Genomic DNA, 14,084 nt, shown 5'->3' with positions numbered 1-14,084 from the left:
GCGGCTTCCGCGCTGTCTCAGGCTAGGGCTGGGAAGCAAACTGGGGCTGAAATGGAGACATTTGCCTCCATGGTGCTACAAAGCAGCAAGTACAGCGAAACGTCAAAGACCCTGGCTGCCAGCATCTTGGCACAAGCCAATAAAGAGCGATGAATAGCAGGGTTATGCTAATACGCATGAAAGGATGGGCATATGCATGATTACGCTGTTTTTGGTCATAGCAGAGCTACAGTAGGTCGATATCTCGGATCTTTGTCAGTTATCCTTACTGGTTTGATATCAAGCGTTATTCTATGGTTGCACCAAGTAGAAGGTCTCAGTTTTATGTCTGTAGCAACAGTTTCAACTGCTGCTATATATTTTGCCTTACATTGGGTTTTTAATAACTATGTGTGGAAAAAAGTACCACTGTTAAAAATTCCAGATTTAAATGGTGTTTGGTCTGTCAGAGGTGAAACGCTCTCCGAAGATGACGGTGTTATAAAGTATAACTGGGAAGCTGAAATTGATATTGAGCAGACTTGGGAAAAGATATCTATAAACTTAAAAACCAAACAAAGCTCCAGCGAAAGCTATACCGCAACTCTTGCAAAAAAATCAGGGACTCGTGGTGGCTGGGTTCTTCATTATAGTTATAGTAACTCTCCTGATGCATCTCAGTTCCATGAGTTGAACTCACATAGAGGTTACTGTGAAGTTATCTTTGATAAGGATCTAACTTCTGGTGAAGCTGCATATTTTAATAGTAATGGTAGACGAACTTTCGGAAAAATGTACCTGACGCGAGGTGAAAATGATCAACTTTAGTGACCGTTTGAAAAAATTGAAGGAAAGGCGTCAGGGTACAGCTCAGCGTTATGCACTTGATCAAGGCTACACAGGACTAGCATCTGCATATGATTATCGTCCACAGGAAAATTATGAAAAGGTCAAAGACAGTGATGCAATCAAGTATGTAATTGGTGCGATGGCACCAGTGAGTTCTAAATCAACACAAGTTTCAATCGATGAAGGAGAGCGTGTAGCTAATACATTGGTTAGCATGCTCGAAACCGACCGGATTAATACTGAATTCAGGCTTCAAGGTTCTGTCGCTTTAGATATTCATATTGAAGGACACTCCGATGTCGATATGTTGATTCTTAAAAAAGATGTAATCCTCGTCCAACTACCAGTTCTTCCATCAACTAACTATACTGATGCTCCTGACAAAAGGCCCATGCTCGATCAAGTAAAAGACATTCGATTGGCATCAGAAGTTAAACTGACAAGCAGATACTATCAAGCTACAGTAGACTGCTCGAATAAGAAATCCATATCAATGAGTGGGGGGAGCCTGGCTCGAAAGATTGATATTGTGCCAAGCTGTTGGCATGACTCTCATGATTATCAGCGCTCAGGTCAACAGTATGATCGCAGCGTTAGAATTTACGATAAAGAAAAGCATGAGTTTATCGAAAATAAACCATTTCTTCATATTAAGAAAGTTGATGACAAAGACCATAGTTATGGAGGGAACCTTAAAAAGGTAGTCCGTTTGATGAAGAATATTGTGGCTGACATGCCAGATTATAAAAAGAAAGTAGCCAAAAAGCTTACAAGCTTTGACTTAACTAGCATTGCGTATCACATGGATGCTCAACTGACATGTCCTGAATATTTTCCCCTGCTACTTGTTCACAAGCTTGATCTCTGGCTACAAAAGTTAAAGGATGATAAAACGCTGAGAGATTCACTAAAATCTCCAGATGAGGTTCAGTCTATTTTCAATAATGTTGAAAAAGATGATGCTCTTGAGATTCTTAGCAAGGAAGTTTCTGACTTGGCAGCCTCTGTTTATCGAGATCTGTACCCATATGATAGAGAGAAAGATATAAACAAATTAGTCTACAAATCTATTTATATTTAAGCAAACAATTAATTTCCCGAAAAATATTACCGCCTTTAACCATGGCCCCAATGGGGCCAATGAGTAACATCGTAGGATCTTACTATTATTTCTCAGGTTGTCTGACCCAATGATGAGGACTATAATCCTCACCCTGATTTTGATTCCTACTAATTGTTGTCTTTCGAGACTGAGGGTTACCTATGGGCTCCCAAACTGTGTGGCTTCCAACCGTACTCTACACTGCACTAATTCGGTTACAGCTGAACGATTTCACTGCACAGGAGTGCGTAATCGCGGTATTTGGTGACAAGTTCAAGCGCCCATCAAAACATAAATACTATGGACTCATATACCGCCATCTGAACAAGTTGGTCGGTATGGGTCTTTTGAATAGGCGCAGTGTGGGCAATAAATGGTTTCGCCCAAATTACGTCAAAACACCGCTTTTTGATAAGGTAACTTTTCAGGAAGATCTACCAAGCTCAGAGGTTCCGGTAACTCCGGTCGAGCAAAAGGCTGTCGTGGAGGCCAGAAATGAAGGGCTCAGGGGGCTGGAGGCCAGGGCGCGTTCTTATCGATTTGAGCTCCAGGAATACCAGGCCACGTTCGCCGAATACAACGAGCTACGACCAGATTTCCCCGCGCTAGAGGCAACCATTAATAGTGTGCTCAGGCACACCAGTCAGGAATTTCTGTCCTTACGAGGACGGTTGGCAGCCGTGGAGGAGGTGTTGAGGGCGTTGAAGGTCTAGAAAGAGAATCGACCTGTATCTAGGGTAAGACCGGCCTAACGTTGGCTACAAGCGAGCAACTCATCAGAAGTTCACTCAAAAACCAACTATGTAAAATCAGGAAAAAAGTCATCCCCTATGCGGGGGGGGTTGTCCACAGACCGTGGAAAAACAGAACAAATTTACCTAAAAAAATTCCTAGTTTAAAAGACTTTCCTTGTAATGGATTGTTTTAATTAAAAATAATCAGTTCGTTCATTCGATCGATAAATCTTAGGTATAAAGAACTCCACCAAACGTTTGGAAAGGGCCACTTCGCAAGAAGTGGCCCTTTTTGTATCCTTTTTCTCGCCTTCAGAGGATGTATCCGCCCCGCGAGTGCTGTGCATCTCCAGACCAAGGGCCAAAGGCTCTGCGGGTCGTGACTGCATTTGACATGGGCCAGCATCCAGGTGATGCGGCCAGCAAAAACCGGCGAGTGGAACGGCAATTTGCCCGGGAGCTCTGGGCTACGCCATCAGCCCAGCGCCTCCATGGGGTTGAAACAGCCTCGAGGATTCGCCCCCGAGAACTTTCCACTAGCCGTTGGCAGTGGAATGCTGGGTCAGATGAACGACGGGATTTTCGGAGAAGAGGTAGCGGTCATCCTCCATTTCGTCATCGAAGATGGTGGCCTGGAAGAGCATCTGCTTGGTGTTCTCCAGGTGCTGCCACATGGCCAGCTTGGCCGCCTGCGGATCCTTGCGCATCAAGGCCTTGAGGATCTGGTCGTGATCGTCGCACCAGCTGGAGATAGCCTTGTCGTCGATATGCTCGTGGAGCTTGCGCCAGTAGGGGTTGCGCTCGCGATGCAGCCAGAGCTGCTCGGTCAGGATCACCAGCACGGAGTTCTGGGTCGCCTTGGCCACCTGGATATGGAACTGCTTGTCCCACTCCGAATCGCGGGCACGATCCTCCTTGCGGGCCAGGGCCTGGATCTTCAGCAGCTCCATGATGTCCTGCTTGGTCACCTGGGTCGCGGCAAACTCGGCGATGTTGCTCTCCAGCAGTTGCCTGGCTTGCAGCAGCTCGAAGGGGCCCGCCGTCAACAGGGCGTCATCCAGGGTGGGAATCGCTTCGGCATACTGGCTCTCCCGGGCGATCACGTGGATCCCGGACCCTTTCTGCACCGCCACCAGCCCTTCCACTTCCAGCATGATGATGGCTTCGCGCACCACGGTGCGACTCACGTCCATCTCCTCGGCAATCAGCCGCTCGGCCGGCAGACGCTCGCCAACTTGATAACGCTGGCTGGCAATGCGTTGTTTCAGCTCGGCGGCGACTTTCTGATAGAGACGCTTTGATTCAACCAAGTCCATATTCATCTCACTCACACCCCAGCCTCATACTCTTCAAGTGCCGGGACTGTCCCCCGGATACGGTAACTTGTTATACCAATTTACATGAAAATGAACAAGTGAGCCCTGGGCTCACTTGCTCTCTCATGACTCAATGCATGCCAAACAGTCCCGGCAGGAAGAGGCTGAGTGACGGTATGTAGGTCACCGCCATCAGGCTCAGCAGCAAGACGAAGAAGAAGGGCAGCATGGGCCGGATCAGGGCCTGCAGCTTGACCCCCGAGACCGAACACCCCACAAACAACGCACTGCCCACCGGCGGTGTACAGAGCCCGATGCAGAGGTTGAAGATCATCATGATGCCGAAGTGGACCGGATCCATGCCGAGCTCGGTGACGATGGGCAGGAAGATCGGGGTGAAGATCAGCACCGCCGGGGTCATGTCCATGAAGACGCCCACGATGAGCAGGATCACGTTGATGATGAGCAGGATGACCAGAGGGTTATCGGAGACATTCATCAAGGCGTCACTGATGGTGTAGGGGATATCCGCATTGGTCATGGCCCAGGACATGCCCACCGAGATGCCGATCAGCAGCAGCACGATGGCGGTGGTGATGACCGAGTCCAGCATGATGGCCGGCAGATCCTTGAACTTCACTTCGCGGTAGATGAGCACCGAGAGCACGAAGGTGTAGACCACGGCGATGGCGGAGGCTTCGGTGGCGGTGAAGATGCCCCCCAGGATCCCGCCCATGACCACCACCACCAGCAGCAGGCTGGGGATGGCATCCCAGAAGGCGCGCATCACCATGGCAAAGGAGGGTCGCTCCGCAACCGGGTAGCCACGGCGCTTGGCGATGATGGCTCCCACGGCCATGATGCTGAGCCCCATCAGGATGCCGGGGACGTAACCGGCCATGAACAGGGTGGCCACCGAGATGCCGCCGGCGGTCAGGGCATAGATGATGAGCACGTTGGAGGGCGGGATCAGCAGACCCGTGATGCAGGAGGTCACGTTGATGGCCGCCGAATAGGCCGGATCATAGCCGGACTTCTTCTGCATGGGGGCCATGGTGCCACCCACCGCGGCCGCGGCTGCCACCGCCGACCCCGAGATGGAGCCGAACAGCATGTTGGCCATGACATTCACGTGGCCGAGCGAGCCCGGCATGCGGCCCACCAGCACCTGGGAGAAGTTGATGAGCCGCTGGGCGATGCCGCCGCAGTTCATCAGGGTCCCCGCCAGGATGAAGAAGGGGATCGCCAGCAGGGAGAAGCTGTCGAGGCCGGTGGCCATCTTCTGGCCGACCACCGCAAGGATGGTTTCCATCGGCAGCATCATCATGCCGGAGGCCAGGGTCGCCAGGCCGATGGAGAAAGAGATGGGCACGCCCGCGAACACCAACACGAAGAAGGAGCCGAACATGACCAGGGCTATGGTCCAATCCATCAGATGTTCTCCTCTGAGGGGGCAAGATCGGGGGTGGGCGCCAGACTGTCGAGCAGGGTCTCCAGCATGAAGAGCACACAGTAATAACTGATGATGAGGCCGCTCAGGGGCAGCACGGCGTAGACATAGGCCATCGGCAACTGCATGGCCGGGGAGACCTGGCCGGTGCTGTAGACCTTGGTCACCAGGGTCAGGCCGCCCCACACCATGGCGCCGCTGGAAAACAGCAGCACGCAGAGATCCACGAACAGCTGGTTGGCGAGCTTGCGCCCTCCCTTGAGGTCGGAAACGAACAGGTCGATGCTGAGGTGGCGACGCTTGCCGGTGGCGTAGGCCGCTCCCAGCAATCCCACCCAGATCATGCTGAAGCGGGCTATCTCGTCGGTCATGGTGCTCGGCTGTGCCAGCACGTAGCGGCTGAACACCTGCCAGACCACGCAGACCACCAGCATGGCCATCACGGCGACGGTAAACCCGGCGAGCAACCTGTCGATGGGTTGCTTGAACTTTTCAAGACGCATTGCGGTTCTCCCGGGAGGGCGATCTCGTCGCCCTCCCCTCATGATTACTGACCGGCTTCATTCTCGATCTTGGTGAGCCACTCACCGCGTATCGGATCCTTGCGGAAATCGTCATACAGGGGGGCCAGCGCAGTGCGGAAAGCCTCCTTGTCGACCTGGATGAAGGTGGCCCCCGCGTCGGTCGCCTGCTTGCGAGATGCCGCGACCTCCTTGTCCCACAGCTCCTGTTCGTAGGTTTCCGAGTGCTTGGCGGCAGTGGTGAGGATGGCCTTCTGCTCGTCGGAAAGCTTGTCCAGCACCTTGCTCGAGATCACCAGGAAATCGGGCACAGAAGTGTGCTGATCTTCGGCGTAGAACTTGGCCACCTCGACATGACGAGTCTGCACGTAGGAGGGCTCGTTGTTCTCGGCGCCGTCGATGACCCCTTGCTGCAGTGCGGTGTAGACCTCACCGAAGGGGATCGGGGCCGGGGCCGCACCCAGCAGTTCGATCAGCTTGATGGTGGTGGGGGTGGCGACCACCCGGATCTTCATCCCCTTCATGTCGGCCGGGGTGTGAATAGGCTTGTTGGCGTAGAAGCTGCGGGTCCCCGCCACGTAGGCGGCGATGGAGACGAAGCCCTTGTCACGGGTCTGGGCCATCATGGATTCGCCCACGGGGCCGTAAATAACCTTGTTGAAGTGGGCCTGATCCTTGAACAGGTAAGGCAGGCTGAAGATGGAGAAGGCGGGCGAGAAGGGTTCCATCTCGCTGGCACTGGCCTTGGTCATGTCCAGGGCGCCGTTTTGCAGCAACTCCAGGGTCTCACGGGGACCGCCCATCTGGCCACCCGGGTAGATGCGCAGCTTCATCTTGCCGTCGGAGGCGGTGCTGATCTCCTTGGCCATCTGGGCCAACGCCTGGTGTACCACATGGTTGGTGTCCAGGTTATGGGCCAGCTTCAGCGTCACTCTCTCCATGGCATGGGAAGAGAAGGCTGTCAGGGCCAGGGGGGCGGCCATCAGGATGGCGGCGGCGATGGTTTTCATTTTCATTGGAGCGGGACCTCAAGTGTGTGCGTTTATCTGCTAGACCTCTTCCCTGAGGAGTCAGTCTTAATGTCCTACATCTTTGTGATGCACACTGTAATTGGTAGAACATCTATGAATGTTGAGAACCATCACAAAAACGGCATACCCCCACAAATGGGCTGTGATAAACCCAACGCAGGTCACATTTTCCCGATCCACAAGAGTAAAAAGGTGTCATACAAACCTCTCATCCAGCCTCTTCATCCTCTTTCCCGCTCTTTCTCACCCTGTTAGGCACCATTGAAGGCCCTCTTTGAGACTCAAAATGGTTTAATTCGACGATTTTGTGAGCCGACCGGTGTTTTTTCAATATGGTGACTGGACGAGATGTCTGGCAATGAGAATAATTGGTCCAACAACTATCTCCACTTCACCGAGCACTCTCGTAGGGAGCAAGCGAATGACCGCCTTCATGACCGATGACTTTCTGCTGGATACCGAATTCTCGCGCCAGCTTTATCATGGCTTCGCCGCCGGACAGCCCATTTTCGACTATCACTGCCACCTGCCGCCCCAGCTGATTGCCGAGGATCACCGCTTCGCCAACCTGTATGAGATCTGGCTCAAGGGGGATCACTACAAGTGGCGCGCCATGCGCTCAAACGGAGTGGATGAACGCTTCTGCACCGGGGATGCCGACGACTACGCCAAGTTCGAGGCCTGGGCCCGCACCGTGCCCCACACCATCGGCAACCCCCTCTATCACTGGACCCATCTCGAGCTCAAGCGGCCCTTTGGCATCACGGGCCAGCTGCTGGGGCCGCAGACCGCACAGGCCATCTGGCACCAGTGCAACGACAAGCTGGCCCAGCCCGACTTCTCGGCCCGCGGCATCATGAAACAGATGAACGTCAAGATGGTGGGCACCACGGACGATCCCGTCGACGATCTGCGCCACCACGCCGCCATCGCGGCCGACGGCGGCTTCGACATCAAGGTGCTGCCGAGCTGGCGTCCGGACAAGGCGTTCAACATCGACGCCCATGGCTTTGCTGACTACCTGGCCGAACTCGGCCGGGTCAGCGACATCCAGATCCGCACCTTTGCCGATCTGACCCGGGCCCTCGGCGTGCGGCTGGATCACTTCGCCGCACACGGCTGCAAGATTGCCGACCATGCCCTGGACGAAGTGCCCTTCGGCCAGGCCGGCGAACAGGCGCTCGACGCCATGCTGGCCCGCCGTCTGGGGGGCATCGTGCTGGAGAGCGCCGATGTGGCCGCCTTCAAGACCGCCGTGCTGCTCTATCTGGCGAGCGAATACCACAGGCGCGGCTGGGTGCAGCAGTACCACATCGGGGCGCTGCGCAACAACAACAGCCGCCGCCTGCTGACCCTGGGGCCGGACACCGGCTTTGACTCCATCCACGACGCTCCCGTGGCCAAGGCCCTCTCCCGTCTGCTCGACGCCCAGGACGCGCAAGGGACGCTGCCCAAGACCATCCTCTACTGCCTGAACCCGAGGGACAACGAGGTGCTCGGCACCATGATCGGCAACTTCCAGGGGGACAACCTCCCCGGCAAGATGCAGTTCGGCTCGGGCTGGTGGTTCAACGATCAGAAGGATGGCATGGAGCGCCAGATGACCCAGCTCGCCCAGCTCGGCCTGCTCAGTCGCTTCGTCGGCATGCTGACCGACAGCCGCAGCTTCCTCTCCTACACCCGTCACGAATACTTCCGCCGCATCCTGTGCCGCATGATCGGGCACTGGGTCGCGGACGGCGAGGCCCCGGCCGATCTCGCGCTGCTGGGCCAGATGGTGGAGAACATCTGCTTCCACAACGCCCGCGACTACTTCGCCATCGAGCTGAACTGACCAGAAATAAAAAATGAGGCGGCGGGCATGTCCCGCCGCCGGAGCGGACCATTCCATGGGTCAAACCGCGCCCATCATCCATATCCGCCACAGGGGCACAGCCCCATGAGGACCACAACAAGATGCAACGCCTGAATCGTGATGCCTTCCCGGGGGCCCAATATCCGGACCGCGTGATCCAGTTTGGCGAGGGGAATTTCCTGCGCGCCTTCATCGACTGGCAGCTGGACCTGCTCAACGAGCACACCCGCCTCGACGCCGGCGTGGTCATAGTGCGCCCCATCGACAGCGACTTTCCCCCCAGCCTGAGCACTCAGGACGGCCTCTACACCACCGTCATCCGCGGGCTGGACGAGTCCGGCAAGGCCATCAGCACCCAGCGCCTGATCCGCAGCGTCAACCGCGAACTGAGCTGCTATCGCCAGTTCGACGAGGTGCTGGCACTGGCGCGCAACCCGGATATCCGCTTCCTCTTCTCCAACACCACGGAAGCCGGGATCAGCTATCACGCCGACGACCAGTTCGACGACACTCCGCCCGCGAGCTTCCCGGCCAAGCTGACCCGCTTGCTGTTCGAGCGCTTCAGTCACTTTGACGGCGCCGCCGACAAGGGCTGGGTGCTGCTGCCGTGCGAGCTCATCGACTACAACGGCGACGCCCTGCGCGAGCTGGTGCTGCGCTACGCCGCCCAGTGGCAGTTGCCAGAGGCCTTCCAGACCTGGCTGCGCGAACACAACACCTTCTGCTCCACCCTGGTGGATCGCATCGTCACCGGCTTCCCCCGGGACGAGCACGCCGAGCTGCAGGCGCAATTTGGCTATCAGGATCAGTTCGTGGTCACCGCCGAGCACTTCTACCTGCTGGTGATCCAGGGGCCTGCATGGCTGGCGAGCGCCCTCTGCCTCGATCAGCTGCCCGCCGGGCAGGCACTCAACATCCTAATCGTCGACGACATCAAGCCCTACAAGGAGCGCAAGGTCGCCATCCTCAACGGCGCCCACACCGCCCTGGTACCGGTCGCCTTCCTGGCCGGGCTCGACACGGTGGGCGAGGCCATGGCCGACGAGGAGATTGGCGAGTTCGTCGAGCGCATCATGCGCGATGAGATAGTGCCGACCTTGAGCCTGCCGCAAGAAGAGCTGCTCTCCTTCGCCCGCGACGTGCAGGGGCGCTTTCGCAACCCCTTCATCAAGCACCAGTTGCTCTCCATCGCCCTGAACGGCATGACCAAGTTCCGCACCCGTTTGCTGCCGCAGTTGCTGACCTATCAACAGCAGCAGGGCACCCTGGCGCCGCGCCTGAGCTTTGCCCTCGCCGCCCTGCTCGCCTTCTATCGCGGGGAGCGCAACGGACACGCCTATCCGCTGCAGGACGATCAACCCTGGCTCGACGCCTACGCCCGCCTCTGGCCTGCGGTGGAGCGCGGCGAGATCCCCCAGCTTGCCCTGGTGCAAGAGGTGCTCGGCCAGGAGGCCCACTGGGGCCAGTCCCTGTGCGAGGTGCCCGGCCTGGTCGAACGGGTCGATTGTTGCCTGACCCAGATCCGCGAGCAGGGCCTGCGCGCGGCGCTGGCCGCCTGCTGCTAAGGAGTGTCCATGCAAGCCGTGATTCGCATCCACCCCGCCGACAATGTGCTGGTGACCCTGAGAGAGCTCGCCGCCGGCGAGCAGATAGCGCACGAAGGTGTTTCCTTCACCCTGAGTAACCCCCTCCCCCGCGGCCACAAGCTGGCGCTGGTGGGCCTCTGTGAAGGGGATCAGATCATCAAGTACGGTCTGCCCATCGGCCACGCCACCCGCGCCATCGCGGCGGGAGAGCATATCCATCACCACAACCTGGCCACCAACCTCAGCGATCTCGACGAGTACAGTTACCAGCCGGAGCTCATCGACGTCAGCACCGCGCTGCCGGACCGGGAGATCCAGGTCTACCGCCGTCACGACGGCCAGGTCGGCATTCGCAACGAGCTGTGGATCCTGCCCACCGTGGGCTGCGTCAACGCCCTCGCCAAGCAGATGAAGCAACAGCTCGAGCGCGACACCGATCTCGGCGCCATCGACGGGGTGCACCTGTTCAGCCACCAGTACGGCTGCTCCCAACTCGGTCAGGACCACCTCAACACCCGCACCCTGCTGCAAAACCTGGTGCACCACCCCAACTCGGGGGGGGTTCTGGTAGTGGGGCTGGGCTGCGAGAACAACCAGATCGCCGCCTTCAGGGAGACCCTGGGCCCGATCGATGCCGCCCGTGTGCGCTTCATGGTGTGCCAGCAGCACGATGACGAGGTCGAGCACGGGCTGGGGCTGCTGCGCGAGCTGCTCGCGCAGATGCAGCAAGACAGGCGCCAACCCGGTCGGCTCGGCGAGCTCAAATTCGGACTGGAGTGCGGCGGCTCGGACGGCCTCTCCGGCATCACCGCCAACCCGCTGCTCGGCTGCTTCTCCGACTACGTGATCCAGCACGGGGGCAGCTCGGTGCTGACCGAGGTGCCGGAGATGTTTGGCGCCGAGCGCATCCTGATGTCCCGCTGCCAGGACAAGCAGACCTTCGACAAGACGGTGCAGATGGTCAACGACTTCAAGCAGTACTTCATCGACCACCAGCAGCCCATCTACGAGAACCCCTCCCCCGGCAACAAGGCGGGCGGCATCTCGACCCTGGAGGAGAAATCCCTCGGCTGTACCCAGAAGGCGGGGCACAGCCAGGTGGTGGACGTGCTGCCCTACGGCGCCCGCTTGCAGCGCCCCGGTCTGAACCTGCTGAGCGCCCCGGGCAACGACGCCGTCGCCACCAGCGCCCTGGCCGGCGCGGGCTGCCACATGGTGCTGTTCAGTACCGGGCGCGGCACCCCTTACGGTGGCCCGGCCCCCACGGTCAAGCTCGCCACCAACAGCGATCTGGCCAGGCGCAAGCCGCACTGGATCGACTTCAATGCCGGCACCCTGATTGAGGGCACCCCCATGAGCAGCCTGCTCGCCCAGTTCATCGACCTCATCGTCGACATCGCCAACGGCAAGCCGACCTGCAACGAGCGCAACGACTTCCGGGAGCTGGCCATCTTCAAGAGTGGTGTCACCCTGTGAGTCTCGAGCTTGGCTGGCTGCAACCGGTCTGGACCCTGATTGAACAACAGCCCCTGGCGCAAGGCATCGGCCTTGCCGCCATGCTGGTCGGGGTGAGCGCCTTCCTGCAACGGGACGACAGCCGCTTTCGCTGGCGGCTGTGCCTCTACCAGGGGGCCATCGCGGTCCACTTCCTGCTGATGGGTGCCAGCACGGCGGCTCTCAGCGCCGCCCTCAGCTGTGGTCGCACCATCGCCTCGGGGCGCACCCGCAGCCCCTGGGTGATGCTCTTCTTCCTCGTGCTGGTGTGGGTACTGGGCATCCCCGGGATCACCAGTGCGGTGCAGTGGCTCCCCATCATCGGCACCACCATCGGCACCTGGGGCCTGTTCCGGGCCCGCGGGCTGGCGCTGCGGCTGTGCATGCTGGCGGGCGGCCTGTGCTGGACCAGCCACAACATACTGATCGGCTCCATCGGCGGCAGCCTGATTGAGACCACCTTCCTGTTCGTCAACTGCCACACCATGTATCGCATGTGGCGTCATCCCCTGGCGAACCCCCTGTAACGATTGCAAGGAGTCGAAACCATGACCCGACAGATAGCCGTCATCGGCGAATGCATGGTGGAGCTGCGCCGAGCCGGGCAAGGCCTGCTGGCACAAGGTTTCGGGGGCGACACCCTCAACACCGCCCTCTATCTCGCCCGCCTGGGTAGCCAGGCGCTCGCGGTGCACTACGTCACGGCCCTCGGCCAAGACGGGTTCAGCAGCCAGATGCTGGCCGCCTGGCAGCAAGAGGGCATCCACACCGACTGGGTGCAGCGCCTGGCTGACAAGGCCCCCGGTCTCTATCTCATCGACACCGCGGCCGACGGCGAGCGCTCGTTCACCTACTGGCGCAGCGACGCCGCCGCCCGCTACTGGCTGGCGCAACCCGAGGGCGAGGCCATTCTCGCCGCCCTGGGCCAGTGCGATCTTGTCTACGTGAGCGGCATCAGCCTGGCCATACTGCCGCCCGCCTCGCGCCAGCGCCTGCTGGAAGGACTCGCCGCAGCGCACGCCCGGGGGGCCAGAATTGCCTTTGACAACAACTACCGCCCCCGCCTCTGGCAAGACAAGGAGACCGCCAAAGAGGCCTACACCGCCATCCTGCGCCTGGCGGACATCGCCCTGCTGACCCTTGATGACGAGCAGGCGCTCTGGGGCGACGAGGAGGTCGAAACCTGCCTCGCCCGCAGCCAGGGCTTCGGGGTGGGCGAGATCGTCGTCAAGCGCGGCTCTGAGCCTTGCCTGGTGGTCACGGCAGCGCAGCGGATCGAAATCGCCGCCCTGCGGTTGGCCGCCGAACAGGTGATCGACACCACGGCGGCGGGCGACTCCTTCAGCGCCGGTTATCTCGCCGCACGCCTGCAAGGGGCCGACGTCACCGACGCCGCCCGGGCAGGCCACCGCCTGGCGGCGGCCGTCATCCAGTATCCGGGGGCCATCATTCCCCCCTCCCACATGCCATCACTCAAGGAAACGCACCATGTCTGATCTCATCGCCCGCCTCGAAGCCCTCAAGGTGATCCCCGTCATCGCGCTGAAAGATGCTGCCCAGGCCGTCCCCCTCGCCCGGGTGCTGGTGGAAAATGGCCTGCCCGCCGCCGAGGTGACCTTCCGCACCCCCGCCGCCGCAGAGGCCATCCGCCAGATGCGTGCGGCCTACCCGGATCTGCTGATCGGGGCCGGCACCGTGCTCAACCGCGAGCAGGTGGATGCGGCCGTTGCGGCGGGCGCCGACTTCATCGTCAGCCCCGGCTTCAACCCGACCACGGTGCAGTACTGTCTGGACAAGAACGTCACCATCATCCCCGGGGTCAACAACCCCAGCCTGGTGGAGCAGGCCATGGAGATGGGGCTGCGCCACCTCAAGTTCTTCCCGGCAGAGCAGTCTGGCGGCACCGCCATGCTCAAGGCCCTGGGCGCCGTCTATCCGGTGCGCTTCATGCCCACCGGCGGCGTGACGCCGGCCAATCTGAAGGAGTATCTGGGGCTGAATGCCGTGATCGCCTGCGGCGGCACCTGGATGGTGCCGGCCAAGCTCATCGACGAGGGCAGGTGGGAAGAGCTGGCCGCCCTGGTAAGAGAGGCCGTGGCGGCCCTGTGATCATCCGCTGACTAGGGGAAGGTCTGTCCTCCCCCGATGTGTTGAAGAGCCACTTCCC

13 protein-coding genes are annotated in these 14,084 nt (G+C 59.0%); 9 read left to right on the top strand and 4 right to left on the bottom strand.

Going from position 1 to position 14,084, the window contains the following annotated elements; translation table 11 throughout:
* The first annotated feature begins 192 nt into the window (after positions 1 to 192).
* The 3 genes from AB5Y70_RS10350 (at position 193) to AB5Y70_RS10340 (ending at position 2,643) form a co-directional block, all read left to right on the top strand.
* Positions 193 to 807 (top strand): pancortin-3, encoded by a 615-nt coding sequence (locus AB5Y70_RS10350; protein WP_319895074.1) that lies wholly within the window; start codon positions 193 to 195, stop codon positions 805 to 807.
* Entirely contained in the window at positions 794 to 1,909 is a 1,116-nt protein-coding gene (locus AB5Y70_RS10345; protein ID WP_319895072.1) for a hypothetical protein, read from the top strand. The genes AB5Y70_RS10350 and AB5Y70_RS10345 overlap by 14 nt, the downstream gene beginning before the upstream one ends.
* 182 nt (positions 1,910 to 2,091) lie before the next feature.
* A complete protein-coding gene (locus AB5Y70_RS10340) occupies positions 2,092 to 2,643 on the top strand; it encodes a hypothetical protein (RefSeq protein WP_368175996.1) in 552 nt (183 codons plus the stop codon).
* A gap of 557 nt (positions 2,644 to 3,200) precedes the next feature.
* Here the strand turns inward: AB5Y70_RS10340 and exuR are convergent.
* From exuR to AB5Y70_RS10320, 4 genes are all read right to left on the bottom strand, one after another.
* Positions 3,201 to 3,986: a transcriptional regulator ExuR gene (exuR, locus tag AB5Y70_RS10335; RefSeq protein ID WP_216823192.1), complete on the bottom strand. Its 786-nt coding sequence runs from the start codon at positions 3,984 to 3,986 to the stop codon at positions 3,201 to 3,203.
* 124 nt (positions 3,987 to 4,110) lie between these two features.
* Positions 4,111 to 5,412, bottom strand: a complete 1,302-nt coding sequence (locus AB5Y70_RS10330; RefSeq protein WP_043154537.1) for a TRAP transporter large permease — start codon at positions 5,410 to 5,412, stop codon at positions 4,111 to 4,113.
* Positions 5,412 to 5,933, bottom strand: a complete 522-nt coding sequence (locus AB5Y70_RS10325) for a TRAP transporter small permease (RefSeq protein ID WP_043154535.1) — start codon at positions 5,931 to 5,933, stop codon at positions 5,412 to 5,414. Before AB5Y70_RS10325 ends, AB5Y70_RS10330 begins: the two co-directional genes overlap by 1 nt.
* Positions 5,934 to 5,977: 44 nt before the next feature.
* Complete coding sequence (locus tag AB5Y70_RS10320) at positions 5,978 to 6,967, bottom strand: TRAP transporter substrate-binding protein (protein ID WP_043154532.1); 990 nt, start codon at positions 6,965 to 6,967, stop codon at positions 5,978 to 5,980.
* 436 nt (positions 6,968 to 7,403) lie between these two features.
* Between AB5Y70_RS10320 and uxaC the strand changes: the two genes are divergently transcribed.
* The 6 genes from uxaC (at position 7,404) to AB5Y70_RS10290 (ending at position 14,026) form a co-directional block, all read left to right on the top strand.
* Positions 7,404 to 8,816 carry a glucuronate isomerase gene (gene uxaC, locus AB5Y70_RS10315; protein WP_043154529.1) on the top strand — a complete coding sequence of 471 codons (1,413 nt, stop codon included), beginning with the start codon at positions 7,404 to 7,406 and terminating at the stop codon, positions 8,814 to 8,816.
* 122 nt (positions 8,817 to 8,938) lie between these two features.
* Positions 8,939 to 10,402 carry a tagaturonate reductase gene (locus tag AB5Y70_RS10310; RefSeq protein ID WP_043154527.1) on the top strand — a complete coding sequence of 488 codons (1,464 nt, stop codon included), beginning with the start codon at positions 8,939 to 8,941 and terminating at the stop codon, positions 10,400 to 10,402.
* 9 nt (positions 10,403 to 10,411) lie between these two features.
* Complete coding sequence (locus AB5Y70_RS10305) at positions 10,412 to 11,899, top strand: UxaA family hydrolase (protein WP_043154524.1); 1,488 nt, start codon at positions 10,412 to 10,414, stop codon at positions 11,897 to 11,899.
* Positions 11,896 to 12,444, top strand: a complete 549-nt coding sequence (locus tag AB5Y70_RS10300) for a YgjV family protein (protein WP_049637252.1) — start codon at positions 11,896 to 11,898, stop codon at positions 12,442 to 12,444. The genes AB5Y70_RS10305 and AB5Y70_RS10300 overlap by 4 nt, the downstream gene beginning before the upstream one ends.
* Before the next feature lie 21 nt (positions 12,445 to 12,465).
* Positions 12,466 to 13,413, top strand: coding sequence for a sugar kinase (locus AB5Y70_RS10295; protein ID WP_043154521.1), 948 nt, complete (start codon positions 12,466 to 12,468; stop codon positions 13,411 to 13,413).
* Positions 13,406 to 14,026, top strand: a complete 621-nt coding sequence (locus tag AB5Y70_RS10290) for a bifunctional 4-hydroxy-2-oxoglutarate aldolase/2-dehydro-3-deoxy-phosphogluconate aldolase (RefSeq protein WP_043154518.1) — start codon at positions 13,406 to 13,408, stop codon at positions 14,024 to 14,026. Before AB5Y70_RS10295 ends, AB5Y70_RS10290 begins: the two co-directional genes overlap by 8 nt.
* The last annotated feature ends 58 nt before the right edge of the window (positions 14,027 to 14,084 follow it).

This window comes from Aeromonas sp. s1(2024) (genome assembly GCF_040908005.1).
Taxonomy (GTDB): domain Bacteria; phylum Pseudomonadota; class Gammaproteobacteria; order Enterobacterales; family Aeromonadaceae; genus Aeromonas; species Aeromonas caviae.
Note: the sequence above shows the minus strand (reverse complement) of the source record. Positions and strands in the feature narration are given on the sequence as shown.

Bases quoted from the DNA above. Each gene is read 5' to 3' on its own strand.
- exuR (WP_216823192.1), bottom strand. From the start codon at position 3,986: ATGAATATGGACTTGGTTGAATCAAAGCGTCTCTATCAGAAAGTCGCC.
- AB5Y70_RS10345 (WP_319895072.1), top strand. From the start codon at position 794: ATGATCAACTTTAGTGACCGTTTGAAAAAATTGAAGGAAAGGCGTCAG.
- AB5Y70_RS10290 (WP_043154518.1), top strand. From the start codon at position 13,406: ATGTCTGATCTCATCGCCCGCCTCGAAGCCCTCAAGGTGATCCCCGTC.
- AB5Y70_RS10310 (WP_043154527.1), top strand. From the start codon at position 8,939: ATGCAACGCCTGAATCGTGATGCCTTCCCGGGGGCCCAATATCCGGAC.
- AB5Y70_RS10325 (WP_043154535.1), bottom strand. From the start codon at position 5,933: ATGCGTCTTGAAAAGTTCAAGCAACCCATCGACAGGTTGCTCGCCGGG.
- AB5Y70_RS10320 (WP_043154532.1), bottom strand. From the start codon at position 6,967: ATGAAAATGAAAACCATCGCCGCCGCCATCCTGATGGCCGCCCCCCTG.
- AB5Y70_RS10340 (WP_368175996.1), top strand. From the start codon at position 2,092: ATGGGCTCCCAAACTGTGTGGCTTCCAACCGTACTCTACACTGCACTA.
- AB5Y70_RS10330 (WP_043154537.1), bottom strand. From the start codon at position 5,412: ATGGATTGGACCATAGCCCTGGTCATGTTCGGCTCCTTCTTCGTGTTG.
- uxaC (WP_043154529.1), top strand. From the start codon at position 7,404: ATGACCGCCTTCATGACCGATGACTTTCTGCTGGATACCGAATTCTCG.
- AB5Y70_RS10305 (WP_043154524.1), top strand. From the start codon at position 10,412: ATGCAAGCCGTGATTCGCATCCACCCCGCCGACAATGTGCTGGTGACC.
- AB5Y70_RS10350 (WP_319895074.1), top strand. From the start codon at position 193: ATGCATGATTACGCTGTTTTTGGTCATAGCAGAGCTACAGTAGGTCGA.
- AB5Y70_RS10295 (WP_043154521.1), top strand. From the start codon at position 12,466: ATGACCCGACAGATAGCCGTCATCGGCGAATGCATGGTGGAGCTGCGC.